Below are 26,270 nucleotides of genomic sequence, written 5' to 3'. Positions count from 1 at the left end.
GGGTGGGTCGCCATGCGCATTGCGAGCTGCGTGGTCGGGTATCGGGTCGAGCCTGGTGCCGGTCGCGTTCGGTCGTTGCGCAGATGATTGCCGAACGACGGCGATCGGCGTTTCGCCAGGAGCGAGCCACCGGAGAACGCGACAGACCTCGGTTGTTCCACGATTGTCGTGAAAAATCATGGATGCTGTTCACCGGTAGCATCGGTGCGCAGGGGGTGGTCCGCGCGAGCGTAGCTACCTCGATGGTCGTGTCACCGCAGGCCACAAGCATCTTGTCATCGTCGTCGCTGATGCCTGCATTGTGAGTCGTTTCCTTACCATCCCGACGGGAGGCCAAATGGCGTTGATGACGAGAGGTAGCGGCGGGTGATGGAGGAGCAGTTCACGATGTTCCGGAGCCACGAGAACGTCGAAGGCATCGCGCTCTCGGGCTACGTCCATGGCACGACGTGGGGGAGGGACTCGGCCTCATCCGTGATGGCCAGCCGCGCCCCGCCCTGGAGTGGTTGCTGGATTTTCTCGGCAGGTAGCAGAAATATATTCAGGCCGGACTGGCCACGAGCTGTCGCGATACGGGCGAGGGTAGACACCAGATCCCGCCTGCGCTCCACTTTAGCGTGCCCACAGCGGGCGAGGAGAGAGAACCATGGTTAGGCCCTCAGATCATGAGAAGGCGCGTCCTCGCCTAGGCTCTCGGTCAGCTGTCTCGATCGCGTTGATCGTGGCCAGCGGCTGCACGGGAGACCTGGGCGGATTTCGCTCCGACGATTCCAAGCCGAACGACGACCCGCCGCCCACCTCGACGGGCACGGGCACGGGCACGGGCCCGACGGACCCGGCCGCTTGCGAGGACGGCGCGGTGTACCCCGGGCGAGCGCCGCTGCGGCGCTTGACGCGCTTCGAGTACAACAAGACCGTCCGCGACCTCCTGGGCGACACGACCGACCCGGCCTATTCACTGCCGAGCGAGGAGGTCGGGAACGGCTTTGGAAATGACGCGGACGTGCTGTCGGTCTCGAGCCTGCTCGCCGAGCAGCTGGGCACCGTCGCGGAGGGCATCGCCAAGCGCGCGACCGCCACCCCGGAGGCGCTCGCGAAGCTCCACCCTTGCGCGAGCAGCGTGAGGGCGGAGGACGAGGAGGCGTGCGCGCGCTCGATCATCGAGCGACTCGCGCCGCTCGCTTACCGGAGGCCGCTCGCCGACGGCGAGGCGAACGAGCTCCTCGCGCTGTACACCGCCGGCCGGACGGACGCCACGTTCGACGCCGGCGTCGCGACGGTGATCGAGGGGCTGCTTCAATCGCCGGATTTTCTCTACCGCATCGAGTTCGGCACGCCCGACCCGCAGCGCCCCGAGCTCCGCCGGCCCACGGGCGACGAGATGGCGACGCGCCTATCGTACCTGCTCTGGGGCACGATGCCCGACGAGAAGCTGCGCCTGGCGGCGCAAGCGGGTGAGCTCTCGACCAAGGAAGGCGTGCGCGCTCACGCCGAGCGCATGCTCGAGGATCCTCGGTCCCGGGTCACCGTCCGGTACTTCTTCGACAACCTGCTCCCCATCAGCAGCCTCGCGGATCTCGAGCGAAACGCGGAGACGTTCCCGACCTTCTCGCGGACGATCGGCTCGCTCCTGCACGAAGAGACGCAGCGATTCCTCGCGCACGAGATCTTCGAGGAGAACGGCACCTGGGCGTCCATCTTGACGGCCCCGTACACCTTCATGAATGGACCTCTCGCGGCGTTCTACGGCGTCTCCGGCGTGACGGGCGACGAGTTCCAGCAGGTGCAGCTCGACACGACCCAGCGCCTCGGGCTCCTCACCCAGGCCGGTATGATGGCCGGGACGACGCACTCGAACAACACGAACCCCGTGGTCCGCGGCGGCTTCGTGCTCGACAAGCTGATGTGCCAGAAGATCCCGCTCCCCACCGGCGACATCCTGGCGAGGGTGAAGCCGCCGGAGCCGTACACCGGCAAGACGGCGCGGGAGCGCTTCAGCCAGCACAGCAAGGACCCGGTCTGCGGGACCTGCCACCAGTACCTGGATCCGGTCGGGTTCGCGCTCGAGAACTACGACGCGGTCGGGCTGTTCCGTACGACGGAGAACGACGTCCCGATCGACGCGAGCGGCGGGGTCCCGGGCACGGACATCAAGGTGAACGGGCCGATCGAGCTGGTGCAGGGGCTCGCCCAGACCGATGCGGTGCAGAACTGCTTCGCGACGCACTGGGCCGAGTACGGCTATGGTCTCACGCTCCGCGCCGGGGACGCTTGCACCAAGAAGGCTGTCACGGACGCCTTCAAGGCGTCCGGATACAATGTGAAGCAGCTCCTGATCGAGCTCACGCAGACGGATGCGTTCCACTACATGGCTGCCCAGGAGGAGTGATGGTTATGTCGAACTTTCGTTTGAGCCGACGTGCCGTGCTGCGCGGCGCTGGCGCCATCGCCATCGCGCTCCCCTGGCTGGAGATCATGGGCACCGAACGCACGGCGAGCGCGGCACCCGCCCCCGCCAAGCGTTTCCTCTCCGTCTACACGCCGGGCGGGACGGTGATGAACCGCTGGCGGCCGACCGGCAGCGAGATGAACTTCACCTTGGGGCCCATCCTGTCGCCGCTCGCGCCGGTGCAGGACAAGCTGCTCGTCGTCGACGGCCTCGACATGAAGAGCGCGGTCGGTGAGCAGCACCAGGCCGGGATCATCGCCTGGCTCTCGGGCACGACCCAGGCACCGAACGGCGGCTACGGGGGCGGACCGTCCATCGATCAGGTGATCGCCTCCCGGATCTCCGCCGGTCAAAAGGCGAAGGCGAGCATCGAGATCGCGGTGCGCTGGGCGACGGGAAAGTCCCACGGCCTGCTGTCACCCATGAACGCCGCGAATTTCGAGAGCACCGCGCCGTTCAGGCCGATCGCGCCGCGCCTCGATCCGACGGAGATCTTCACCGACCTCTTCGGCACGCTGGATCCCAGCGCCGGCAACGACGCCGCCCGCCGACTCGCGCGAAAGAAGTCGATCCTCGACTTCCTCGACGGGCGCTACTCCGCCCTGTCCACGCGGCTCGGCGCCGCCGACGCGCAGAAGATCGACCAGCACCTGACGAAGATCCGCGAGATCGAGAAGAGCCTCGACACCGCGGCGCCGGTCGAGACGAGCGCGTGCAAGGCGCCGACGAAGGTCGACACGTCCGACTACAACCCGCGCACGGGGCTCAGCGCGGACAACGACGGCAAGGTCAAGGACACCTCGACCGACGCGGCGATCCCGAAGGTCGGCAAGCTGATGATGGACATGCTGGTGATGTCGCTCGCCTGCGACATCACCGCGGTCGGCACGCTGCAGTGGAGCGACACCGAGGCGAAGCACACCTTCCCCTGGCTCAACCTGAGCGAGCACCACCATTTCTACCAGCACGACGGCGGCTTCAGGGCGGCCGAGTGCGAGCTCATCTGCAACTGGTATTCGAAGCAGCACCTCTATCTCCTGCAGGAGATGGCGAAGATCGACATGGGTGGACACTCGCTGCTCGACGAGAGCGTCGTCTTCTTCGGGTCCGAGCTCTCGGATCCGCCGAGCCACAACAAGTCGAACATGCCGTTCTTGCTGGCCGGCGGCGGCGGCGGTCTGCGCACTGGACGCTGGGTCCGGTACCCCAACCTCTCGCACAACAACCTGCTCGTCTCGATCTTGAACCTGTTCGGCGACAACCGGAACACGTTCGGCGACCCGAAATTCTGCACCGGGCCGCTCACGAACCTGACGTAGCCGTCGCAAGGACAGAGCGCCGGCCGGCGCAAGTTCAACGACGCTGGCCGGCGCGAGCTCAACGACGCTGGCCGGCGCGTTTTCAACGACGCCGGCCGGCGGTCCTCGAGGTACAGGCTGGCGCCGTCACGCGACGCGGCGCGAGCAGGAGGGTCGCACCGGGAAGGCGCGACCGCGACGTCGCCTCACCGCAGCAGATCGCCGATCGCCCCGTACCAGACGTTCGCCATGCGCACGTAGCCGGACTCGTTCGGGTGTATCCTGTCCGGGAGCTCCGCTGTCGGAAACCCGGTGTGCATGTCCACCAGCCTCCGTACCACGCACACCGAAGCGGAGCGCCGCGGGGATGCGAGCTCCGCTGGCGCCATCGAAGTGATCGATCGAGAGCCCCCGAAGAGACACGAGACCTCGCGCCCAGCGCGCTACGGCGCGAGCGGCGCCCCTGCGACCTCGCCGTCGCTCGCGTCTGCGACGATCAGGCGAATGGAATCGGCGCAGAGAGCGAGCCCGATCCCAGGGCCGAAGAGCCAGCGCATGACGGCCTGGTCAGGGGAAAGCGAAAGGCGACCCCGAGACGGACTGTGAGCGCTCACATTGTGGGTGCCAACGAAAATGGACCCGCGCGCGGCCTCTCAAGGGCGAGCTCGTCCCCGGATCGCGCGCTCCAGTCGGCGCGCAGGGGAGGGGCCTCGGTCTCTTTGCCATGCACCCAGGGCGCGCTTCACCGGGCGGCGCGCTTCACCGGGCAGCGCGCGGGCGCTCCGTGGGCCGGAGCGCATAGGCGATGCCGCTCTGCAAGGTGCCCATCGTGACGATGCCGGTGAGGTCGGCGCCGAGATCGATCAGGGCGCGCGCCACCTCGGGGCGGATGCCGGTGAGCACCACGCGCGCGCCGAGCATCTGGGCGGCGCGCGCGGTCCGCGTCAGCGCATCGGCGACGAGCGTGTCGACAGCGCGCACGCCGGTGATGTCCAGGATCGCGGTGTGGGCGCGCTGGCTGCTGATCCCGGTGAGCAGCGTCTCCATGATCTGCCCCGCGCGCGCGCTGTCCACCGTCCCGACGAGCGGCATGACCAGGACGCCGTCGGCGAGCGGGATGAGCGGTGTCGACAGCTCCCTGAGCGCCTCCTGCTGCGCGGCGATGATCTGCTCCTGCAGCGCGGCCCGCTCCGCCTCCGCGCGCCTCAGGTCGGTGTCCTCTCTCACGACGCCGCCGACGCCTATCAGCTCGCCGCGCTCGTTGCGAACCGGGAACTTGACCGTGAAGAAATAGAAATTCTGGCTGCCGTAGTCCAGGACCTCCTGGTACCGCATGGCCTGGCCGCTCGCGAACACCTCCCGTTCCTTCTCCACGATCCGGTCGGCGACGCCGGGCGGCGTGGCGCCGAACTCATGCTCGTCCCTGCCGAGGAACTCGATGACGTGCCGCCCGATGGCCCGCGCATAATGGCGGTTGAGGAACACGTAGCGCCCCTCCGCGTCCTTGATGAACATGACGTTCGGCGAGTTGTCCACGAGCTGCAGGAGCATCCGATAGCGCTCGTGCATCAGGCGCTCTCTCTGCCGGGGATCGTCGCCTTCATCCACGATGGCCGCGATCTCCCGGACGTCGCCTCGCTCATCGCGCAGCACGGCGTAGGTCCACCGGCAGGTGATCGCGTCTCCCTCTCTCGTCCTGCCCACGCTCGTCGTCGTCGCGAAGAGGCTCTCGCCGGGATCGTGGTTGAACGCCTGCACCTCCTCGGGCGACACCGGATCTGCGGCCACGAGCTCGGAGAGCCGGCGGCCGACGGCCTCGCCCTCGCTCCAGCCGAAGAGGCACCTGGCGGCGTCGTTCCAGCGCGTCACGGTGCCATCCACGCGCCAGTGGATCAGCGCCGGCACCTGCGTGGCGCCCAGCGGGAACGGCGCGTCGAGGTACGCCGCCGCCGCGCTGACCAACCCTCTCTCGCGCCCGAGCTCGCCGCGCCGACTGGCCAGCTCATTCTCGAGCTCCTCGACGCGCGCGCGCAGCGCCGCGCACTCGGCCTTGTAGTCAATCTCGTCATCGCCGCGCGCGGTCACCCCGCCCGGCGCGGGGATCCCGCCAAGCTGGCAGGGCCCGCCCGCCGGGCTCCCTGCTTCCGAGTCGTGGTCCCCTCCGGACGCCCCGTTCGCGTCCGCGTGTCCGAACGGTCCGGATGTCCGCTCGCCCCTGTCCCGACCCATGCTCGCTCCTCCCCGCGCTGATCCGCAAGCGCGCCGCCCGTCGTGCCGTAGTGTAACGGTTCCGCACGTCGATCTCGCCAGAAAGTCGACAAGGCCCACCGCGACGCGCACCTGCCGTCCCCCGCGGTGGCGATGGCCAGTGACGAGCGCTGCACCACCTCGCTGGGCCTATCGTCGAGCCGCCGGATCGCGTCAAGGCGCGCGCAGTCGATGGGACCGGAGACCAACTGTGTGAGTGCTCACTTTTTTGGGGGCCAGGCGAGGCTGCACGCCATCGGCGTCTGGCACGGGGGCGGTGGCGCACCTTCCAGGTCCGCCTCGGATTCCGCAGGAGCTCCTGCGGCTCGCGCTCGCCGGGAGCGCCGGTCGTGCGCCGTAGACTCAGTTCACGTTCTTCGACTCGATGGTCCATGCCCGGTCTGTGCACAGGCCGCAGCTCGCGCCGACGAACATGCCCTTGCCGGTCGCCCCCATGTCACCCTTCAGCTGCCAGCCTAGCCAGGCGACGCCGACCTTGCCGAAGACTCCGCCGTTGTCTTGGCCGTACGTGCCGCCGTGGCCCACGTTGGTGCTCGCAAGGACGGCGGGCACGCGGCTGGTGTTCCGGTAGTCCCGGGTCCCGTTCGGGTAAGCGACGTCATCGGGGCCGCCGAGGATGAACGCGATCGGCGCGTGGAGCGCGTCGAGGATCTTCTGATCGGGGTTGATCATCCCGCTGCTCCAGATCACTGCGGTCGTCACGCGCGGGTCGCCGGCAGCACCCTCCGCCATCAGTCCGCCGCAGGACCAACCCATGACCGCGACCTTGTCGGCGGCCAGGTTCCGGTAGTACTGGCTGCAGGCTCGCCCGTTCTCCTTGATCGCCCAATCCAGGGATTCGATCAGGGGCTTTCCCATGGCCTTGTAGTCGTCGACCATTTGCCTCGATCCGGAGCCGTTCGGTTCACCATCGGAGATCACCAGGTACCCGTGAGACGCGAGCTCGCCCAGAAAATCTGGGTTGGTGGTGCCGTTCAAGGAACAGCCGCCCTGCCCCCAGGCAACGATCGGGTACTTGTTGGCTCCGCCCAGGTCCTTCGGCCTGAAGATCGTGCGACCAGACAATCCGGGGTCCTTTTCGACCACGACCTCGTGGGAGCCGGTAAACGCGGCTCCCATGCCCCTCACGTTGACCGGCGTCGGATCGGCGGTCTCGTCCGCGGGGTCACACGTCGCCGCGCCGCCCGCGCCTGCACCACCGGCGCCTGCGCCCGTGCCACCGGCGCCTGCGCCAGCGCCACCGGCGCCTGCGCCGCCATCGCCCGCCGCTCCGCTGGAGCCACCCGCCGCTCCGTCGGAGGCGCCCCCACCCGCCGTGCCACCGGTCGCGCTCACATCGCCGCCGCCGCTGCCCGCGGGCGCAGCGCCTGTGGTCGCAGAGCCGGCAGAGCCCGCGGCTCCGCTCGAGCCCGCCGGAGTGCCAGCGGCCTCCGAGGGCAGCGAGTCGTCAGCACCGCAGCCGAACAGGAGGAGGGCGACGGCTGCTGCCGTTACGTGCGTCGATGCTTGCATGGAGGTCTCCTCTCGCGCGAAGGGGACGCGCGCGACTTGCTCTTCGTCCGCTCACTGGGGTCTTTCGCAGTCGATGTGAGCGTTGGCGATTCTGGTATCGAGTCCAGCGACGCTCACCGCCCGGCGATGCCGCTCAGGCGAGCATGCCGTCGATGGGCCCGGAGCCCTTGCCCTCGCCGAAGTTCTCCGTCCACTCGGTCTTGTCCCGAACGGCGGCGGCGATGAGGCCGTTGAAGAGCCGGTTGTTCGTGACGTCTCCGGCGTCGATGTACGCACCCTGCTTCAGGTAGCCGCCGCCGTTTCCGGCGATGATCGTCGGCACGTTGCGGAAGCTGTGCGACGGGCCGTCCGATACGTGGTTCGTCCACATGACGATGGACTTGTCGAACAGGTCGCGCGCCTTGAAGTGATCGAGGCCGTGGAGCAGCGTCTTCATGCGGAGCACGTCGATCTCGGCGTGTGCTTGCTCGGCCGTCGGGTTGTTGCCCGTAGCGGCGTCCGATTGCACACGATGGCTGATGTGGTGGAAGGGCCACCCGAGCGACGCGTTCGCCGGTACCGAATACTTCGTCCCATCCGTGCCGTCGCCGTGCTGCAGCGTCGCCACGCGGTTGAAGTTGCAGGCGAACGCCAGCGCCACGAGCTCGAGGTGGAGCTTCGCGACGTCCTCTATCATGCCGTTCGTCTTGAACGCGAAGCCGCTCTTGAGCGCATCGAGCTCCGACGTCGAGAGGCCCGCCTGGCTGCAGGAGCTGGCCATCTCGCCCATCGTGACCTCGGCGTCGCGGATGGCCTCGAAATGCTGCTGGAGGCGCTTCTTGTCGGCGGAGCTCAGCGCGGACATGCGCATCAGGCTGTTCAGCTCCTCGCGCACGAAGTCGTTCGCGCTCTTGCGGCTGCGGATGAGCTCCTCGGCGACCTGCGCGCCGTTGCCGCCGCTGCTGCCGCCGCCGCTTTCCGCCAGGCCGACGAGCTTGGCGTAGAGCGTGTACGGGTTGTCGTCCGCAGAACGCACCTGCCCGGCGCCGCCGCCCTTGAAAGAGATGCGCTCTGCGATGTACCCGTTCCTGCGGTTGCCGGCGTAGAGCGTGAGCGGCTCGGCGCCGCCCTCGTTCACCAGCTTGGCGATGACCACGTCCGCGGACACGCCGCCCGAGGATGCGGTGCTGCCGCCGCCCTGCGCCGGGCGCGCGGTGAGCGACTGACACAGGCCCTGCGCGTGGCCGCAGTTGGTGGGGCCCCCCATGGGGAAGTTGATCCCGCGGATGAACAGCAGGTTCGGGGCGTGAGGCGCGAGCACGTGCGTCGCCTTGTCCGTCATGGCGGCGAGCCCGTCGGTGGTGAGCTGGCCAGTCTGGTCCGGGAAGAACTTCTTACCCACCACGCCGCACGCCGCCACGATGTAGAGGCTGAACACGGGCGGGCTGTCCGCGGCCCAGGCGGAGCGCGCCGGCAAACCCTCGAGGAACGGAAGGGCGATGGCGACGCCGCCCGCGCGCAGGAACGCGCGCCGGTTCATGCCGCGCCGGTGCGCGGTGCTCGGAGGAGCGAGGTTCATTGCGATCTTCGGGTTCACAGCGTACCTCCCATGTGAGTCCGGAATGCGTCGTTCTTCACGAGCTCGAGCATCATCTCTTTCACCGAGCCGCTGGCGCCGCGGCTCACCTCGGCGAGCGTCTCGACGAGCGGCAAGTCCGACGGGACGACATCGCGCTGGAGCGCGAAGCTCGCGAGCTTCTTGGCGTAGCAGAGGTGAGCCTGCTCGCCCTCCGCCATGTAGTGCATCAGCTCGCCGGCGTCCCCGAACGACTTGGTCCCTTCGGAGAACGCGTAGACGCCGCTGCTGTCGATCGGCAGACCTCCGTTCTCCTCGTCCCGATATTGCCCCATGCCGTCGAAGTGCTCGAAGGCGAAGCCGACGGGGTTGATGAGCTGGTTGTGGCACGTGCCGCCGCAGCCGGAGGTGAGCCGCGTGATGCGTTGACGGTTCGTCTGCCCGGGCTCGAGCGGCGGGACCGGCGGAATGTTGGGGGCCGGCGCGCCGAGCGGCGCGCACAGCATGTCGAGGTTGATGCTGACGCCGCGGTGGATCGAGTCCGACTCCTCGTTCAGGGCGTTCAGCGTCAGGTAGGGGAGCTGCGAGAAGAAGCCGACGCGATCGGGACCGAGGTCTTGCTCCACCATGCGGCTCCCGCTCGGCGCCAGGCCGTAGAGGCTCGCCATCCCCGGCCCCACGAAGCCCTTGGTGGACGTGAGGATCTCCTTGACCCCGAGACCCTCGGTGAAGATCTTGTCGAAGAACAGGTACGCGCTCTCCTCGTACTCGGCGTTCAACGATTCGTTGTAGTTCGGCACGCCGAGCTTGCTGATCGTGGCGTAGCGATCGAAGTGGAGCAGCTCGCTGTGGAAGTACCGCATGCCCTTGACCGCGGTGGGCTCCTCCAGCATGGTCTTGGCGACCGCGGCGATCGCCTCCGGCGTCGTGAGGGTGGGCGCCTTGTCGAGCAGCTCGTCGCCCGGCGCGGCGTCGCGCAGCCAGAGCGAGAGCTTCGCCGCAACCTCGTAGCCGTCGAGCGGCTTGCGCGTTTCGCCGAGCTCCGTGCGGTAGAGGAAGTGCGGCGACTGGAGCATCGTCCGGATCACGAGCTGCGCGCCCTTGGCGAACGCGCTCTTCGTGCCGGACATCGCCGAGCCGGTCTCGAAGAGCTCCGAGTACCTGGCGATCTCGTCGTCCGTCAGCGGACGGCGATACGCACGGCGCCCCACGGTTTCGATGAAGCCGGTCTCGTCCGTATCCGGGTAGACCTTGGCGAGCGCCGCATCCGAAGCCGTCACCTCCTCGGCGAGCGCCTCCGCCGCCGATTGGTAGTCGGCCCACGAGCGCTGGTTCACGCTCAGCAGGTGCTCGTTGTTCGTGAAGTCCGTGATGCCCGAGACAGGTTTCTCGAACCCGTCGGACATCGACGGAGGAGCGGCGAGATTCAGAACCACCTGCACGCTGCGCGCCCACTGCGAGTTCGTGAGGCGCACGAACCGGTGGTACTGCGGCGCCCCAGGCATGTCGATGCCGCGCGCAACGCCGCCGGTGGGCGGCGGGTCGATGTCGTCCGGCGCGGGGCCGCCGCCCCCGTCCGAATCGCCCAGGGAGCCCGTGCATCCCGCGAGCAAGAGCGCGGTGGCGCAGAGCCCCGCGCTCAGCGCCCGCCTGCGGTATGGCAAGCCGGGCATCGAAAAAGACGGTCGGGTCATCATTGCCTCCTGACCAAGCTCGGGTGACAAGTTAGCTGTTCCAGCTCCGTTACAATGCAACCATCATCCGGTAACTGTCGTGTTCATCTGACGATCGAGGAATCCATGCATCGAAAAGACTACGTTCACTCCACAACAGCGGGGCTCACTTGAGCGACTGGAAGAAGCGCCAGGCTCGCCCGCCCGCGCCGGACGGCACGGAGTGGCCGCCTGGGTGCGTGCAGTACACGAGCGGCAGGCCCTCCTTGCAGCCCTGATACTCGACGCACGAGTCGCCGAAGCTCGACCGCATCGTGGTCGCCTGGCAGCCGTTCCGGCCCCGCCAGAAGTCGCGGGTCGACTGCCCCAGCTGGGGGGACACGGTCGTGTCGGTGTCGCCTTGCGTCTGGATCAGCGCGTGCGCGGCGCTGGCGTCGCTGCACGTGGGCTGCGATGCATTGGGACCCCATCCGGCGACCGGGGCGAGACCGCGGAACACGGACGAACGCTCACAGCCGAGCGTGTTCGTCATGAAGCCACCCTGGCTGAACCCGACCGCGAAGACGCGCTTCGTATCCACGCAGTAGCTCGCCTTGGCGTGCTCGAGCATGGCGTCGAAGAACGCCAGGTCGGCGTCCAAGCGCGCCCTGTTGGCGCTGGGCGGCGGACCGCCCCAGTTGGAGTCTGCAGTACCCCACTGCGATTGGGTGCTCGGAGGCCTGGATTGCCCATCCGCCGGCAAGCCCTGCGGGTAGATGAGCAGCGCCTGGTTGTTGGTCTCCTGGATGAGCTGGAATCCGCTGTTGTCGTGCGCAGCCCACACGTTGTTCATGTTCAGGCCGTGGATACCGAAGACCAGCGGCAGCGGCTTGCTCGGGTCGTAGTTCTCCGGCACGTGAATCAGGTAGTAGCGCGTCACCCCACCGACCGTCAGCGTCTGCTGCGTGCGAGGGTCGGGGCGCGTCACGGCTTTGCCGCAGCCCACCGAGCCGCCGCCGCCAGGGTCCATCGTGCCGCCGTCGCCGGTGCCCGTCGAGCCGCCGTCGCCAGCGCTCGTCGAGCCGCCGTCGCCGGTGCTCGTCGAGCCGCCGTCGCCGGTGCCCGTCGAGCCGCCGTCGCCAGTGCCCGTCGAGCCGGCGGCACCGACGCCGGCCGAGTCGCCGCCCGTGCCGCCGGAGCTGCTCGCGCTCGCGGCCGTGCCCGCGCCGCCGCTCCCGACGGCTCCTCCGCCCGACGTCGCGCTCGAGGTGGTGGGGCCGCTGCTCGTGGATGCGCCGGAAGAACCACCAGCACCCGGGTCGACGGGCTCCGCGTCCGACGAGCAAGCGGCCAGCGCCGTCGCCACGCCCACGGTGAAAAGAACGCTCAGCCCGGAACCAGATCTACGCATAGGGAAACCACCTCGCCAACTGCTGCTCGTCGGTGGCACGGGCGATCGCGGGTCATCCGCCACGCTATCCCGGCCGGTTGATGCGGGCATCATGTGCCGGGCGTCGCCGGGCCGATCAGTCCTCAATAGGTCGAGAACAGGTTCCAGAGGAACTTGGGCGCGAACGCGGGCCAGCCATGATTGGTGTTGCTGTAGTTCGGGTCTCCGTGCTGGCACCAATAGACCGGATAGCCCTCGTCACAGCCCTGAGCCATGACGCAGTTCGAGAGATCGTCCGTGTACCCGTCAACCGGCGTCGTGCTCGCCTCGCAGTGGTTCAGATCGGTGTAGAAGTCGCGCGTCTTCGGGCCGTTGTCCGTCCCGACCACCGAGTCGCGCTTTCCGTGGATGACGACCGCCGTGACCTGCCCGGTACACTTTCGGGTGTCGGCGTTGAGCGGATACTGCTGTACGTTCTTGGTAGCGCACGGGCCGATCGCGCGCAGCTTGTCCGCGTGCTCGCAGCCGAGGATGCTCGAGAAGTCGCCGCCCGAGCTCTCGCCCGCCGCGAACACGCGGGCCTTGTCGATGCAGAGGTTGGCCGTGATCTGATCGTAGAGCGGCTGGAAGAAGGAGACGTCGTTCGCCCCCCAGCCGGAGCTGGGGTTGGCCGGGTGAGGGTAGACGCGGATCCAGGCTTCCTTGGGGCCGGTTGCCTCGAAGCCCGCGTTCTGCTCGGCCCAGTTGATCGGGTTGTTCGTCGGGTTGAACATGATCATCACCGGGTACGGCTTGCTGGCGTCGTAGCCGGTCGGCAGCTTCACGTAGTACTGGTGACCCGACACGGTGAGCGGGCTCTGCGCGCTGCCCGTCTGCGGATTGGCCTTGCCGCAACCCGTGCTCGGCTCCGGGGGCACCTTGCCTCCCATCGATCCGCCCGAACCACCGGCTCCTGGCGAACCACCGCTTCCGCTCGTTCCTCCTTCACCGCCCGCTCCACCCGCGGACGCGCCGCCGTCGCCGGTCGTTGTGCCGCCGCTGGTCGTTGTGCCGCCGCTGGTCGTGGTGCTGCCGCTGCTGACTGAGACAGCGGCCCCGCCCGTCCCGGGGTTGGGGTCGTCGCCTGACGAGCTCGCGCCGCCATCGACGCTACCTCCGCAAGCCGAGAGGGCGCAAGAGCCGGCCAGCGCTGCGAACAATGTGGCTCGAACGAGTGTAGGTTGGTTCGTCATTCGAATACCCAGGCGCGATTTTTCCCTCACCGGCGGTGTTCTACGAGGCGCGCCCGCAGGGTGAGGTTGTTTCCAGTTGATTGAAGGATTCGAGTCCGACGGCAGAGCCAGGATTCAGCGAGCTTGCGCGACTTTGATGTAAACAAGCCGTCTCGCTGGATTTTCACTCGCCGCGCTCGCGGCAAGGTGTTCATTGTGATCGTTCACATCATCGATGTCAACTCCTGTCGACAGGACCGCGGGTATCCTCGATCCCAAGGGAGGACATGGCTGGCGTGGCTCTCCGACGAAGCGGCGCGTCAAGCGGGGGCACCGGCCGCGGACCAGTGGAGGGCGTCAATTTTGTTTGACGCCCAGAATGTGATCGATCACGGTGCGCGCTCGGGGGTCCTGCTGTTTTGCCTTGGCCGTACTGCGGACCGTGCCATTCGTCCCGGGCTCAGGATCGGGCGTCTGCACTGGCTCTTTTCGCTCGGTCGCCGCGGGCGCGAGGAAGGATGAGGTCGCGGCGGCATCGCTCGTTTCGCGCCGGGCGCGAGGCCTCACCTGCGACCTGCGCGCGCACCGCGCTCCGCATCGCGTGATCGCGCAAGACTGCTGACGTCGTATTTGAGCAGGCACACGGGCCCCTATGCGCGAACCGGTGGCCCAGTAACCGGGCTCACAGCGTCGCGCTGGGGGGGCTGCGGGGCTCTGTGGGCGCCGGCAGCTCGCTCGTGCCGTGGACTTGGTTGATATTAGTGCATTTTTCTGCGACCTGTGAACAAGCCATCGAGTCGCGCGCCAAGAGGCCTCGGAGAACCACGAACGCTGAGCAACCCGCCCAGAACGGGCTGATCTCGACCCCGGAGTGAGCATGACGACACGTCGATTCCTCTCGTCACTGGCCTGCATCGGTTGCGCGCTGTCGCTCGCCGCTTGCGGGAGCGATGATACCGGCAGCGGCGCCGCCTCCACCGGCCAAGGTGGCGGCGGCGCCAGCGCGCCGGACGCCGCCTCCAGCGGCCCCGGCGGGGGGGCTCCTGGGGACGCCTCGGCCAGCGCGGGAGGTCAAGCGGGCGCCGGCACGGGCGGCGAGGCGCCCAGCGGCGGGACGACGGCGGCCGGCGGCGAAGGCGGCGCCGCAGGGACGGGCGGGGCGGGCGGTTCAGACGAATTCGAGCCGGTGACCATCTCGTTCGGGACCACGCTCGATCCGCGCACTCAGGTGCTCGAGGCGCGAGCGCTCGCCGAGTCCGTCGCCGATCCCAGCTCTCCGCAGTGGCGCGCCAAAGGCGACCAGCGCAGGACGTACCGCTTTCCAGAGGCGGGCGCCGACGTTCCTTACCGCGTCTGCGTCCCGAATCGCTGGGACGGCACGTCGAAGTTGCCCCTCGTGATGTTCTTGCACGGCGCTTCGAACGACGAGAGCTCGTACCTGGATCAGAACAACAAGCAGATGGTGAATCTGGCCGACCAGCATGGCGTGCTCCTGGTCTCGCCGCTCGGCTATCAGGGCGCCTACGGCAACTTCCTGCGGCTGCCGGCCGTGTTCGGGCAACCCGAGGAGGCGGAGAAGCTCCTGGCCATGCGTACGCCCGAGCGAGAACGCGACCAGGAGCTCAGCGAGAAGGACGTCATCAACGTCCTGGAGCTGGTGCTGCACGAATACCCGATCGATCGCAGCTCGATGTTCCTCACCGGACACTCGATGGGGAGCGGTGGCACCTGGTACATCGGCGCGAAGTACGCCGACTACTGGAAGGCGCTGGCGCCCATGTCCGGACCCTTCGTCCAGGAGTCGGGCTATCCGTGGGACCGGCTGCGCAATGTGCCCATCTTCGTGACGGAGGGCACCCGCGGCACGCCTTCCCTCACAGGGAGCCACGCGCTGCGCGACTGGATGATGGCTGGCGGTTACACGATCACGTACAAGGAAGTCGACGCGGACCATCCAGGGATGGTTCCGCTCGTGCTGCCCGACGTCTTCGACTTCTTCGACCGTCAGTAGCCTCCGCGCTCCTCGCGCGCCTTCACGTCGCTCGGAGTAAGTGGCGGCGCTCTCCGCATGCGCGCCGCCGCCGGAAAGTTCCAGTTCTCACGGCCCCACGTCCGTGTCAGCGTCCTTCCTCGGGCCAGAGGACAGCCGCGGGCGGGTCGATTGGGTTTGACATCGATCATGTGATCGCTCACATTGCCCCGGAGCAGTATCCTTTTCCTTCGCCTTGGGTGGGTCGTCGTGCGGACCGAGACCTTCGTCCTTCGATGGATCTCGGCGCCTGTGCCGTTCGCTCGGCGGCGCGCCGCGGGCGGCGGATCGGCGCACCGCACGTCGCCGGCTGTCGGGCTGCCCCCTCGAGACCGCGCGATCTCTCGTGATCCTGTTCGTGAGTCAGCTCACGAGTTCTCGTCGTGGTTGAATCGTCCAGCGTTGAACGGTTGCGGACCGCATGCAACAGGCAAGATCGACCCGCGCTCGATGACGGAGTGAACAGGACGATTTCCGTTGGATGGTAGGCGCACTGACAGCCACGCTGAGCTGGCCGCTCGGTCGCCAGCTTTGACCAGGAGAGGGAGAGAGGGATGACCCGACCGTCTTTTTCGATGACCCTCCTGTCACGCTGGAGGCGGGCGCTGTGCGGTACGGCGCTCCTGCTCGCGGGGTGCACGGGCTCCCTGGGCGCCGAGGACGAGGGCGACGGCCCGTCGCCGGGCGGCGCGGCGGCGTTGCAGGTCGCCGAGCGGAGCATGTTCCCGCGGCTGAGCCACGCGCAGTGGGAGAACACGGTGCGCGACCTCCTGCGCCTCGACGACAGGCCCGGTCTCTCGGCGTCCTTCACGAGCGATCCGCTCGGCGGCGTGTTCGACAACAACGAGGCTGCGCTGCTGGTGACACCCGGCCTCTGGAGCGACTACCAGCGCGCCGCGGAGGAGCTCGCGGCGATGGTGACCGCCGACGAGGGCAAGCTCGGAAGGCTCGTGCCCGCGGACCTGCCGGCCGAGCCGGAGGCGCGGGCGCAGGCGTTCGTCGAGCGGTTCGGCGAGCGGGCTTTCCGGCGCCCCATCACGGACGACGAGCGGGGTGCGTACCTCGCGCTGTTCCACGGCGGCAAGGAGCTCTTCGAGGGCGAGGAGCCGTTCGCCGCCGGCGTGCGCGCGGCGCTCGAGGCGTTTCTGCAGTCGCCCCATTTCGTCTACCGGGTCGAGCGCGGCGCCGGGCCGGCGAGGGGCGGGCTCATCCCGCTGAGCGGCCATGAGATCGCGGCCAAGCTCTCGTACCTCTTCTGGAACACGATGCCCTCCGACGAGCTCCTCGAGGCGGCGAAGGCGGGCGAGCTCTCGACCCGCGAGGCCGTCCGCGCCTACGCCGGGGGGATGCTCGAGGATCCGCGCGCCCGCGAGGTCGTCCGCGCGTTCCACCGGCAGCTCTACGATTACGAGCAGTACCACGACCTCAACAAGGACCAGGCGCTCTACCCCGAGTTCGTCCCCGAGATGGGCGACGACATGCAGCGCGAGGCAGAGCTCTTCGTGGATCATGTCGTCTTCGAGAGGGAGGGTGGCCTCACGGAGCTGCTCACCTCGCGCACCGCGTTCGTGAACGACCACCTCGCGGCGGTCTACGGCGTCGAGGGCGACTTCTCGGACGAGTTCGAGCAGGTGGAGCTCGACGACGCCGAGCGCTCGGGGCTGCTCACGCGCCTCGGCTTCCTCGCGGCGAAGGCGACGGCGCGGCAGCCGGACTCGATCCACCGCGGCGTGTTCGTGAACCTCCGGATCCTCTGCGCGGCGCTGCCGCCGCCGCCCGACAACGCGACCTCGCTGCCGCCGGGCGAGCTCGCGACCAACCGCGAGCGCGTCGAGGCGCACACGGGCAAGGGGACGTGCGGCGCGTCGTGCCACGGGGTGCTCATCAACCCCGCAGGGTTCGCCTTCGAGCACTACGACGCGATCGGCAAGTACCGCACGACCGACAATGGCGCGCCCGTCGACTCCGCGGACGTGTACACGCTCGGCGGCCAGCCGAGGAGCTACGCGGATGCGGTCGAGTTCAGCCAGCTCCTCGCCGAGAGCGGCGAGGCGCACGCGTGCTACGCGCAGCGCTGGATCGAGTTCTCCCACGGCCGCGGCGTGCGCGCGGAGGACCGCGCGCTCGTCAAGGAGCTCGGCGAGGCGTCGCGCGGCGGCGCCGCGACCAAGGAGCTCCTCCTCCAGATCGTCTCTTCGGCTCCGTTCCTCGCTCGAGTTCCCGCGGAGGCGCCATGATCACCCGACGACGTGTGCTTCGAGGCCTCTTTGGCGTCACGGTGGCGCTCCCGTTCCTGGAGACCTTCGCCTCGCGGCGCGCCTCGGCCGGCACGGGCGACGTGCCGCCCTTCGCGATCTTCATGCGCCAGGCGAACGGCGTGGCGCAGGCGACGAACGACGAGCCCGAGATGTTCTGGCCCAGCGAGACGGGCGCGTTGACCGCCGCGTCGATGGAGCGGGACAGCGACCGCGCTGTCAGCGAGCTCAAGGACCACGCGAGCAAGCTCATCATGCTGCGCGGCGTGGATTTCGCGTTCAAGGGCAACGGGTGCGGCCACTCCGGCGGCGGCAACCAGTGCCTCACGGCCGCGCGCGTGTCGGACCAGCCGGCGGGCAACGAGTCGCTGGCGATGGGTGAGTCGATCGACAACCGCATCGCGACCGAGCTCAACCCGGCGGGCGTCGAGCCGCTGACGCTTTATGCGGGCAGGATGGCCGGGTACATCAACGAGGTGCTCTCGTACCGCGGGCCGAAGCAGCTGCGCGCCGCCGAGCGCAACCCGGCCAACGCGTACCAGAAGCTCTTCGGCCTCGCCGACGTGGACACCGAGGTCCAGCAGTCGCTGGTCGAGCGTCGGACCAGCGTCAACGACCTGGTGCGCGGGGAGATGAAGGCGCTCATGAGCCGGAAGGACATCAGCAAGAGCGATCGCGAGCGGCTACAGCTCCACTTCGACAGCATCCGCGACCTCGAGGTCGCGCTCGCGTGCAAGCTCCCGGAGATGCAGGTCGACGAGATGGAGGCGATCTCGCCGAACGTCGGCAAATCCGAGAACGTGGAGGCCGTCACGCGGATGCAGATGGACATCATCGCGCTCGCGATGGCGTGCGGCGTCACGCGCGTGGCGACGCTCCAGGTGGGTGACGGCAACGACGGGACCGAGTACACGATCCACGGCGTGCGGCAGAAGAGCTACCACAAGATCTCCCACCGCATCGACAGCGACGGCACCTCGGGCCCGCCGATCGAGGGCGCTCAGGAGCTGCACCACCAGATCGACCGGATCCACGCGCGGCTCTTCAAGTACCTGCTCGATCGGCTCTCGTCGTACGAGCTCGGCTCGGGGACGCTCCTCGATCACGGCGTGGCGGTGTGGCTCAATGACAACGCCGACAAGTACCACGGGTACCGGAAGGTCCCGTACATCCTCGCCGGCGGCGCCGCGGGCTACCTGAAGACCGGCCAGTTCGTCGACGTCAAGATCACCAACAACAAGCTGCTCAACACGATCGGCGCGGCGGTCGGGTGCACCAACGGCCAGGGGGGCCCGCTCGACGACTTCGGCGATGAGAGCCTCGAAGGTGGGCTCGTCGCCCCGATCATCGCCTGAAGAAGCAAAGAATCCAGACGTTTCGGAGCTCGATCCGCTGCCTGTCGGCTCTCTGCTCAAAGCATCCCCATCTTCAATCGTTCAACTTGCGGAAATCCAACATGAATAAGAACCGTTCTTCTCGATGGCTGCGCGGTACGACGTGGATCGCGCTCGGGCTCGCGACTCTCGCTGGATGCTCCGATGCGGGCGAAGGTGATGGCACGGGCGGCGCGGGAGGAGCTGGCAGCACGACCAGCGCCGGCACGACCAGCAACGGCACGACGAGCGGCGCCACGACGAGCGGCGCCACGACGAGCGGCGCCACGACGAGCGGCGCCACGACGAGCACCGCCACGACCAGCGCCAGCACCGGCGGATCAAACGAAGGTGGCGGCGGTGCGGACGCGTCGACCAGCGTGTCCACCAGCGCGTCCACCAGCGCGTCCACCGGAGCCGGCGGCTCCGAGCCCACGGGGAAGTTCGTCGGCAACATCACGACGCGCGGCGCCGTGCGCGACGGCTTCGCGAAGTACTGGAACCAGATCACGCCTGAGAACGAGGGGAAGTGGGGCGAGGTCGAGAAGAGCCGCGGGAACAAGGACTGGAGCAAGCTCGACAGGATCTACAAGTACGCGCAGGACAACAACATCATCTTCAAGCACCACGTCTTCGTGTGGGGCTCCCAGCAGCCCAGCTGGGTCGGGAGCCTCCCCGGCAACGAGCAGCAGGCGGCCGTGCGGGACTGGATGAAGTCGTTCTGCGAGCGTTACCCCAAGACGAAGTACATCGACGTGGTCAATGAGCCGCCGCCCCACACCACGCCGTCCTACAAGAACGGCATCGGCGGAGACGGCGCCAGCGGCTGGGACTGGATCGTCAACTCCTTCAAGTGGGCCCGCGAGTTCTGCCCGAACGCGAAGCTGATCCTCAACGACTACAACAACATCGAGTATCAGAACGACCACAACAACTTCATGAAGATCGCGAGGGCGGTCATCGCAGCGGGCGCCCCGGTCGACGCCATCGGCGCGCAGGCCCACGACGCGTACAAGATCAACACCAACACCGTCAAGGGCTTCATTGACCAGCTCGCCTCGCTGGGCAAGCCTGTGTACATCACCGAGTACGATATCGGCGAGGCGAACGACAACAGGCAGAAGCAGATCATGGAGGAGCAGTTCACGATGTACTGGAACCACCCCTCGGTCCAGGGCATCACCTTGTGGGGTTACATCGTCGGCACCACCTGGCGGGACAACACCGGCATCCAGTATGACGACGGCAGGATGCGGCCGGCCATGCAGTGGCTGATGGACTTCCTGGATCGCGGGTGATTCATGTCACGCTCGAGCGTTGATCCCCGCTCGTACAACGGACTCGAGCAGGCCGACGCCAGCCTGTGCGTCGGCAAATCGCGGATCTTCGCGATCATGACCTGAAATCCTCACGACGTCTGGGATTTCCTTACGCAGTTCTGAGCTGAGGGTTCAACGACGGCGCTCGGTGCGCGTCGTCGGAGAGTAGCCGGGCTGGAGAGCTGGAGCGTCGTCTGCCGCCGATGTTCACCTTCCGCGGGAGACGATCGCTGCCAGCTCGCCCAGCCGGCTGTCTCTACGACGAACCACTCGGCGGGAGGCGCCGGGGCGCCATGGACCCAGCGACCCACGACATCGGCAATGCCTGACATCCTTCAGGAGAGCAGCAAGGATTCAAGAATGGCAACGAACACGATACCCTTCCAACGTAAGCTCTTCGGGGCGGCGTTGTTGCTTTGCGGCGCGACCGCGCTTCCGTCCGTCTCCCTGGCGGACAATCCCGTCGTACAGACCAATTATACCGCGGATCCGGCTCCCATGGTCCACGGTGACACGGTGTACCTCTACACCGGACACGACGAAGACAGCGCCACGGACTGGTTCGGGATGAACGAATGGAGGGTGTATTCCTCCAAGGATATGGTGAACTGGACGGATCACGGGTCGCCGCTGAAATTCAGCGATTTCAGCTGGGCAAAGGGAGACGCGTGGGCCGGCCAGGCCATCCACAGGAACGGGAAATTCTACTACTACGTTCCTGTCACGAGCCGCTCGCTGAACAGGATGACCATCGGCGTGGCCGTGTCGGACAGCCCCACCGGTCCGTTCAAAGACGCCGTGGGGCGGCCGTTGATCACCGCCGATTGCGGAGACATCGATCCGACGCCGTTCATCGACGACGACGGCCAGGCTTATCTGTACTGGGGAAACCCGAGCGTGTGCTACGTGAAGCTGAACGAAGACATGATCTCCTACCAGGGAGACGTCGTTCGCGTGCCCATGACGGCGGAGAGCTTCGGGCAGCGCACCGGGAAGGACGATGGTCGCCACAAGACCAAGTACGAAGAAGGTCCATGGCTCTACAAGCGCGATGGGCTGTACTATCTGGTGTACGCGGGGGGCCCTATCTCGGAGTACATCGCCTACTCGACGAGCAGCAAGCCCACCGGGCCGTGGACCTACCGGGGGGTCATCATGCCCACGGAGGGCAGCAGCTTCACCAACCACGCGGGCGTCATCGACTTCAAGGGGAGCTCCTACTTCTTCTATCACAACGGCGCCTTGCCGGGCGGTGGCGGGTATCACCGCTCGGCCGCCGTCGAGCGGTTCACGTTCAACGCCGACGGCACATTCCCGACGATCAAGATGAGCAAGGAGGGCCCGCCCGGCGTCGGCAACCTGAATCCGTATGTCATGACGGAAGCGGAGACCATCGCCTGGGAATCCGGGGTGGAGACCGAGGTATGCGGCGAGGGGGGAATGAACGTCGGGTCGATTGAAAACGGCGACTACATCAAGGTGAAGGGCGTCGATTTTGGCACCGGCGCGGTGTCCTTCGATGCGAGGGTGGCCTCGGCGAACGCTGGCGGCAGCATCGAGCTGCGCCTCGACAGCGCGACCGGCACGCTGGTGGGGACCTGCATGGTCGAGGGTACCGGCGGCTGGCAGACCTGGGTCACCACGTCCTGTGCCGTCGACGGCGCGACAGGGATACACGATCTGTACCTCAAGTTCACCGGTGGGAGCGGTTTCCTGTTCAATGTCAACTGGTGGAAGTTCACTCCGCTCGACGCCCCGGATCCCGATCCGACGGGCGCCGGGGGCGCTGGCGCCGGGGGCGCTCCGGACGTGGGTGAAGGGGGAGCGGCGGGCAGCGGCGGAGCGGGCGGGGGTGTGAGCAGCGGCAGCGCAGCGACCACCGGCAGCGGAGCCACGGCGGGCAGCGGAGCCACGGCGGGGAGCGGCACGGGCGGCGCTGGCGGTGCGACCGCTGGCGGCGCCAGCGGCGACGAGGGCGGGTGCGCCTTCCGGGTCCAATCCGGGCCCAGCTCCCCCGCGGGCGCGCTCGCAGCCTTGATCGCGCTGGGCGCGGTCGCCGCGCGGCGGCGGCGTGCCCGAGAAGCCGGGCGGAGCGGCGCCGCCGCGAATTGACGGTCTAGTGCAATCATTGGAGGTTTGATCATGTTCACGAGAGTTCGCTCAGGTTCAATGCTCGCCGCCGCCTCGCTGGCGCTCGCTTTCAGCTCGACCGCGGCCGCGAAGCCCTACAAGGGCGCAGAGGTCTACTCGTCCCAGAGCTATCTTCAGGGTCGCATCGAGATGCGCATGCGCATGTCGCGCGGGAGCGGCATCCTGTCGACCTTCTTCACCTACAAGAACGGCTCCGAGATGTCCGGCGCGTTCTGGGAGGAGATCGACATCGAGGTCTTCGGGAAGGACAACGCCCGGAGCTGGCAGTCCAACATCATCACCGGGATGGGCACGAGGGTGACGTCGGAGCAGGTGCACAACGCGGGCGTCTCCCTCGCGGACGCCTATCACACCTACGCGCTGGAGTGGACGCCGGACTACGTGGCGTGGAGCATCGACGGGCGAGAGATCAAGAGAACGACGGGGGCGCAGGTGACCGCCCTGAAGAATCCCCAGTCTTTTCGCTTCAACACGTGGTCCTCCGACGCCACCGAATGGGTCGGAGCGTTCGACGATTCCGCCCTCCCGCAGCACCAGTTCGTCAACTGGATCAAGTATTATCGTTACAACAACGGGAACTTCGAGCTCGCGTGGCAGGACGACTTCAACTCCCTGGACAGCACGCGATGGAGCAAAGGGGACTGGACGTTCGACGGGAACCGCGTGGACTTCGACCCGCAGAACGTGACGGTGAAGGACGGCACGCTGGTGCTGTCGCTGACGCGGGAGGGGCAGACCGGGTTCACCGGAGCTGTGCCCCGCGATGAGGACACCGGGGCGGGCACCGGCGCGGGCGCGGGCGGGGCAGGGGCGACAGCCAGCGCCTCCAGCAGCGGCGCGGGCGGGGCGGAGACGACGGCGAGCTCCTCCGGCAGCGGCGAGGGCGGGGCGGAGGCGACGGCGAGCTCCTCCGGCAGCGGCGAGGGCGGGGCTGCGACGGCGAGCTCCTCCGGCAGCGGCGAGGTCGGGGCCACGACGGGGGCCAGCGCCTCCGTGGGCGCCGGCGCGACGGGCCAGGGAGGTGGGAGCGACGGAACGATGCCGAACGACGAGTCCTCCGACGGAGGCTGCGGGTGCGTCGTCGCCGGAGCCAGCGCCACGACGAGCTCGTGGGCCGCAGCGCTCGCCCTGGGGCTCTCCGCCCTGGCGATGCGACGGCGCCGGCCCCGCGGCTGACCTCGCAAGACGCTCGAAGGCGCCGCGGGGCGGGGGGCTCGCCGCCGCGGCCGTTACGACACCGCGCGCCGCGGGGCGCGGCGAGTCCCACCCTCCAGGCGTCCGGCCGGGGATCCGGAGCGAGAGTTCAACGCGGCGGACCCTTCTCTGTATTTCCATTCTTCCCGGCAAGGCACGGGCGGACCTGGTGAACGCACATCGGGTATGTAGTTGACCGAAGCTGGCGGATCCTTCTGATGGTGGCCACGCCTGGTCGCCCGCAGGTTGTTCGGCAAGAAGGGCGGCAGAATGCCGCGGAGCTGAATAGCCGATCCTGACTCGCCGACGGGTGGAATCTAGCCGGCCTGAAGAACATCAGCCCGAGGGCACAGGTCCTGTGCCCGGCCGGGCGCTTGGCCGAAGACTCCCTCTGGGCTCGGCGCCACACGAAGGAGAGAGGACCGTGAAGAACGAGATCGCTGGCATCCGCATCCCTGACAGCCACCTGGCCGCGGAAGCGACCGAGCTCGCGCGGGACATGTCGGCGCCCTTCCTCTTCAACCACCTCATGCGCACGTACATCTTCGGCGCGCTGCTGGCGAAGCGGCGCGGGCTCGAGCTCGATCTCGAGCTGTTCTACCTCGGGGCGGCGCTCCATGACCTCGGCCTGGCCGAGAGGTTCCGGGGCCCGGAGCGGTACGAGGTCGAGGGCGCAAACGCGGCGAGCGAGTTCCTGAAGCAGCACGGCGTGCCCGAGGAGGCGATCGGCGTCGTGTGGGACGCGATTGCGCTGCACACCGTGAGGGGGGTCCCGCCCTACAAGCGGCCCGAGGTGGCGCTGCTCCACGTCGGAACCATCATGGACATCACCGGCAAGGACTTGAAGGAGCTCTCCGCGGACGAGGTGGATGAGGTGCTCCACGCGTACCCGCGTCTCGATTTCAAGCGCGCATTTCCGCAGGCGATCGCTGATATGCTCGCCAGCAAGCCCGAGACGGCCTTCTACAACTTCACGGCCGACATCGCCGAGCGCCTGGTCCCGGGCTTCCATGCCCCCAATTTCTACGACGTCATCCTGGCGGCGCCGTTCAAGGAGTGACCGGACCCAGCGCGTCGAGATCTGTAGTCAGTCAATCACACACCCTCGGCGGCCCGCTCGTCATCGACCGGTGTCTCTGGCGGGATTTCTGGCGCGCGGAGCTAGATCTTCTCCCAGCGCCTGCTCTCGGCGGAACGGAAGAGCGCGTCGATGACCCGCATGTTGCCGACCGCGACCTCGATCGAATTCTCGACGGGGCCGCCCGTGCGGATGGCGCGCGAGAACGCCTCGCTCTGCAGGTGGTACTGGTCGACGACGGGGAACGAGGTGACCTTGGCCGAGCTGCAGTTCAGCGTCGAGCCGTCATCGAGGAAGATCTTGCACGGCTGGTCGGCGGGGGCGTTGAACGGGATCTCGATCTCGATTCGGCCCTTGGTCCCGAGCGCGTTCACGCGCTGGTAGGCCACCGCCTGCGTGCTGCACGTGAAGGTCAGGTGCGCGCCGCCGTAGTCGAGCAGGCCCGAGGTCAAGCGATCGGTGCCGAACTCGGGATCGCGCTCGACGAGCACCATCGCCCGCACGGGCTCGCGCCCGAACAGCAAGCGCGACGTGTTCACCGCGTAGCAGCCGATGTCGTAGAGCGCGCCGCCCCCGACTTGTTCCCTGTTGCGGATGTTGGTGGCGTCGCGGTTGAAATATGAGAACGCCGCCTGGACGCTGACCAGCTCGCCGATCCGGCCGCTCCGCACCCACTCCCTGGCCTGCTGCCACTGCGGGTGGTAGCGGATCATGAACGCTTCGGCGATCCGCTTGCCCGTCTCGTGCTGCACGTCGACCAGCGCCGCGGCGTCCTTGGCGCTGAGCGCTATCGGCTTCTCGCACAGGACGTGCTTGCCGGCGCGGGCGGCGCGCGCCGTCCACTTCACGTGCAGGTGGTTGGGCAGCGGGTTGTAGACGGCCTCGATCTCCGGATCGTCGAGCAGCTCATCGTAGCTGCCGTACGCCTTCGGGATCCCGAGAGGCTGCGCGGCGGCGCGCGCCTTGTCGATGTCGCGCGATGCCAGCGCGGCGATCTGGGTCAGGGGCCCTCGCTTCATGCTGGGCAGGCTGACCTTCAACGCGAAGTTGCTCGCCCCGAGGACGCCCCAGCGCACGGGGGTGATGGATTCGCTCGACTTCGGATCTTGTGCAGATGTGGACATGGGCACCTTGCAGCGCGCGACGCGGGTGGCCGACGGCGCGTCTATGAACGCTCGACGTGAATCGACCCGACGGGTAGGGCCAGGGCCTCGAAGCTGGAAGGAGCGCGCGCGCCCCGCGCGAGGAGCGGAGAGGGCGAGAGGAGGGGGCGGCGCCTCGGAGGGGGTGTCACCGTGTTTCGCGGCGTACTCTGCCTTGTACAGAACCGCCTTGATCCAGCCCCTGCATCGGACAGGCTTGCTGTCCTTTGGCGCCGCAGCCGAAATCCTTCCCGTCGGCAACCGGTGCAGGGACGTCCGCCGTCCCGCCCGCGGCCCACGCTGCGCCCGCAAAGCCGCCTGCAAACCCGCATGCAAAGCCAGTGCCGACGCTCACCATCACGGCACCCATCAGCTTCACGCTCATCCACATCCG

General features: G+C 67.9%; 18 protein-coding genes. 9 read left to right on the top strand and 9 right to left on the bottom strand.

Translation table 11 applies throughout. From position 1 onward, the window contains the following. Window positions 1-721: 721 nt before the first annotated feature. Together WMF14_RS25820 and WMF14_RS25815 are read left to right on the top strand one after the other, a co-directional pair. Complete coding sequence (locus WMF14_RS25820; RefSeq protein WP_437790305.1) at window positions 722-2,389, top strand: DUF1592 domain-containing protein; 1,668 nt, start codon at window positions 722-724, stop codon at window positions 2,387-2,389. A gap of 35 nt (window positions 2,390-2,424) precedes the next feature. After that, the gene (locus tag WMF14_RS25815) at window positions 2,425-3,768 is read left to right on the top strand and encodes a DUF1552 domain-containing protein (RefSeq protein WP_437804303.1); all 1,344 of its coding nucleotides are present in this window, start codon (window positions 2,425-2,427) and stop codon (window positions 3,766-3,768) included. 738 nt (window positions 3,769-4,506) lie between these two features. Here the strand turns inward: WMF14_RS25815 and WMF14_RS25810 are convergent. From WMF14_RS25810 to WMF14_RS25785, 6 genes are all read right to left on the bottom strand, one after another. Next, the gene (locus tag WMF14_RS25810; protein WP_437790303.1) at window positions 4,507-5,976 is read right to left on the bottom strand and encodes a PAS domain-containing protein; all 1,470 of its coding nucleotides are present in this window, start codon (window positions 5,974-5,976) and stop codon (window positions 4,507-4,509) included. Window positions 5,977-6,357: 381 nt separating this feature from the next. Beyond that, window positions 6,358-7,527, bottom strand: a complete 1,170-nt coding sequence (locus tag WMF14_RS25805) for an alpha/beta hydrolase family protein (RefSeq protein ID WP_437790301.1) — start codon at window positions 7,525-7,527, stop codon at window positions 6,358-6,360. 133 nt (window positions 7,528-7,660) lie between these two features. Then, a complete protein-coding gene (locus tag WMF14_RS25800; RefSeq protein WP_437790300.1) occupies window positions 7,661-9,085 on the bottom strand; it encodes a DUF1552 domain-containing protein in 1,425 nt (474 codons plus the stop codon). Window positions 9,086-9,099: 14 nt separating this feature from the next. Continuing rightward, complete coding sequence (locus tag WMF14_RS25795; protein ID WP_437790298.1) at window positions 9,100-10,755, bottom strand: DUF1592 domain-containing protein; 1,656 nt, start codon at window positions 10,753-10,755, stop codon at window positions 9,100-9,102. A gap of 166 nt (window positions 10,756-10,921) precedes the next feature. After that, window positions 10,922-12,145: an alpha/beta hydrolase family esterase gene (locus tag WMF14_RS25790; RefSeq protein ID WP_437790297.1), complete on the bottom strand. Its 1,224-nt coding sequence runs from the start codon at window positions 12,143-12,145 to the stop codon at window positions 10,922-10,924. 122 nt (window positions 12,146-12,267) lie between these two features. Beyond that, entirely contained in the window at window positions 12,268-13,053 is a 786-nt protein-coding gene (locus WMF14_RS25785) for an alpha/beta hydrolase family esterase (RefSeq protein ID WP_437790295.1), read from the bottom strand. Window positions 13,054-14,212: 1,159 nt separating this feature from the next. On the opposite strand from WMF14_RS25785, the gene WMF14_RS25780 reads away from it, so the two are divergent. From WMF14_RS25780 to WMF14_RS25770, 3 genes are all read left to right on the top strand, one after another. Next, entirely contained in the window at window positions 14,213-15,346 is a 1,134-nt protein-coding gene (locus WMF14_RS25780) for a hypothetical protein (protein ID WP_437790294.1), read from the top strand. Between the two features lie 572 nt (window positions 15,347-15,918). Next, the gene (locus WMF14_RS25775; protein ID WP_437790293.1) at window positions 15,919-17,601 is read left to right on the top strand and encodes a DUF1592 domain-containing protein; all 1,683 of its coding nucleotides are present in this window, start codon (window positions 15,919-15,921) and stop codon (window positions 17,599-17,601) included. Beyond that, a complete protein-coding gene (locus WMF14_RS25770) occupies window positions 17,598-18,974 on the top strand; it encodes a DUF1552 domain-containing protein (protein ID WP_437790291.1) in 1,377 nt (458 codons plus the stop codon). The genes WMF14_RS25775 and WMF14_RS25770 overlap by 4 nt, the downstream gene beginning before the upstream one ends. A gap of 73 nt (window positions 18,975-19,047) precedes the next feature. On the opposite strand, the gene WMF14_RS25765 is transcribed toward WMF14_RS25770, so the two are convergent. Next, window positions 19,048-19,404, bottom strand: a complete 357-nt coding sequence (locus WMF14_RS25765) for a hypothetical protein (protein WP_437790290.1) — start codon at window positions 19,402-19,404, stop codon at window positions 19,048-19,050. Here WMF14_RS25765 and WMF14_RS25760 point away from each other — a divergent pair. The 4 genes from WMF14_RS25760 (at window position 19,373) to WMF14_RS25745 (ending at window position 24,716) form a co-directional block, all read left to right on the top strand. After that, a complete protein-coding gene (locus WMF14_RS25760; RefSeq protein WP_272093513.1) occupies window positions 19,373-20,290 on the top strand; it encodes an endo-1,4-beta-xylanase in 918 nt (305 codons plus the stop codon). The genes WMF14_RS25765 and WMF14_RS25760 overlap by 32 nt on opposite strands. A 381-nt stretch (window positions 20,291-20,671) precedes the next feature. Next, complete coding sequence (locus tag WMF14_RS25755; protein ID WP_437790289.1) at window positions 20,672-22,423, top strand: glycoside hydrolase family 43 protein; 1,752 nt, start codon at window positions 20,672-20,674, stop codon at window positions 22,421-22,423. Between the two features lie 30 nt (window positions 22,424-22,453). Continuing rightward, a complete protein-coding gene (locus WMF14_RS25750; RefSeq protein ID WP_437790287.1) occupies window positions 22,454-23,638 on the top strand; it encodes a family 16 glycosylhydrolase in 1,185 nt (394 codons plus the stop codon). A 442-nt stretch (window positions 23,639-24,080) separates the two neighbouring features. After that, window positions 24,081-24,716 (top strand): HD domain-containing protein, encoded by a 636-nt coding sequence (locus WMF14_RS25745; RefSeq protein WP_437790286.1) that lies wholly within the window; start codon window positions 24,081-24,083, stop codon window positions 24,714-24,716. A 101-nt stretch (window positions 24,717-24,817) separates the two neighbouring features. Here the strand turns inward: WMF14_RS25745 and WMF14_RS25740 are convergent, their stop codons facing one another. Next, complete coding sequence (locus WMF14_RS25740) at window positions 24,818-25,858, bottom strand: Gfo/Idh/MocA family protein (protein WP_437790285.1); 1,041 nt, start codon at window positions 25,856-25,858, stop codon at window positions 24,818-24,820. Between the two features lie 166 nt (window positions 25,859-26,024). Further along, on the bottom strand, window positions 26,025-26,261 hold the full coding sequence (locus WMF14_RS25735) for a hypothetical protein (RefSeq protein WP_437790284.1): 237 nt from the start codon (window positions 26,259-26,261) through the stop codon (window positions 26,025-26,027). Window positions 26,262-26,270 lie beyond the last annotated feature (9 nt).

This window comes from Sorangium sp. So ce693, assembly GCF_051521375.1.
Classification (GTDB): domain Bacteria; phylum Myxococcota_A; class Polyangia; order Polyangiales; family Polyangiaceae; genus Sorangium; species Sorangium atrum.
This window is presented reverse-complemented; position numbering and strand designations above follow the sequence as displayed.

Coding starts and splice junctions, on each gene's coding strand:
- WMF14_RS25810 (WP_437790303.1), bottom strand. CDS start 5,976: ATGGGTCGGGACAGGGGCGAGCGGACATCCGGACCGTTCGGACACGCG.
- WMF14_RS25805 (WP_437790301.1), bottom strand. CDS start 7,527: ATGCAAGCATCGACGCACGTAACGGCAGCAGCCGTCGCCCTCCTCCTG.
- WMF14_RS25800 (WP_437790300.1), bottom strand. CDS start 9,085: ATGAACCTCGCTCCTCCGAGCACCGCGCACCGGCGCGGCATGAACCGG.
- WMF14_RS25795 (WP_437790298.1), bottom strand. CDS start 10,755: ATGCCCGGCTTGCCATACCGCAGGCGGGCGCTGAGCGCGGGGCTCTGC.
- WMF14_RS25790 (WP_437790297.1), bottom strand. CDS start 12,145: ATGCGTAGATCTGGTTCCGGGCTGAGCGTTCTTTTCACCGTGGGCGTG.
- WMF14_RS25785 (WP_437790295.1), bottom strand. CDS start 13,053: ATGGGAGGCAAGGTGCCCCCGGAGCCGAGCACGGGTTGCGGCAAGGCC.
- WMF14_RS25780 (WP_437790294.1), top strand. CDS start 14,213: ATGACGACACGTCGATTCCTCTCGTCACTGGCCTGCATCGGTTGCGCG.
- WMF14_RS25775 (WP_437790293.1), top strand. CDS start 15,919: ATGACCCGACCGTCTTTTTCGATGACCCTCCTGTCACGCTGGAGGCGG.
- WMF14_RS25770 (WP_437790291.1), top strand. CDS start 17,598: ATGATCACCCGACGACGTGTGCTTCGAGGCCTCTTTGGCGTCACGGTG.
- WMF14_RS25755 (WP_437790289.1), top strand. CDS start 20,672: ATGGCAACGAACACGATACCCTTCCAACGTAAGCTCTTCGGGGCGGCG.
- WMF14_RS25750 (WP_437790287.1), top strand. CDS start 22,454: ATGTTCACGAGAGTTCGCTCAGGTTCAATGCTCGCCGCCGCCTCGCTG.
- WMF14_RS25740 (WP_437790285.1), bottom strand. CDS start 25,858: ATGTCCACATCTGCACAAGATCCGAAGTCGAGCGAATCCATCACCCCC.
- WMF14_RS25735 (WP_437790284.1), bottom strand. CDS start 26,261: ATGAGCGTGAAGCTGATGGGTGCCGTGATGGTGAGCGTCGGCACTGGC.